This is a genomic window from Micrococcus sp. KRD026, assembly GCF_017168445.1.
GTDB lineage: Bacteria > Actinomycetota > Actinomycetes > Actinomycetales > Micrococcaceae > Micrococcus > Micrococcus luteus.
The window spans coordinates 1-443 of sequence record NZ_JABFBA010000078.1; the positions used below are offsets into that span (position 1 = coordinate 1).

At 31.4% G+C, this 443-nt stretch carries 1 protein-coding gene; it reads left to right on the forward strand.

Annotated elements, in window-relative coordinates:
- Positions 1-65: 65 nt before the first annotated feature.
- Positions 66-443: ClpX C4-type zinc finger protein (locus J1M40_RS12380; protein WP_274608009.1), on the forward strand; the 378-nt coding region annotated here is incomplete at its 3' end.

Genomic DNA, 443 nt, shown 5'->3' on the forward strand with positions numbered 1-443 from the left:
TGTTAATATGTTGCATTGTAATATCCAATCTAGTATAGTCTTTAACGAATAGGGGTGTAAAAAGAATGTTTAAATTCAATGAAGATGAAGAAAATTTGAAATGCTCTTTCTGCGGCAAAGACCAAGATCAAGTAAAAAAACTTGTAGCAGGAAGTGGTGTATATATTTGTAATGAGTGTATTGAATTATGCTCAGAAATCGTCGAAGAAGAATTAGCTCAAAACACTTCTGAAGCGATTACAGAATTACCTACTCCTAAAGAAATTATGGATCATTTAAACGAATATGTTATTGGTCAAGAAAAAGCTAAAAAATCTTTAGCTGTGGCTGTTTATAACCACTATAAGCGTATTCAACAATTAGGACCAAAAGAAGATGATGTTGAATTACAAAAAAGTAACATTGCCTTAATTGGGCCAACAGGTAGTGGTAAAACATTATTA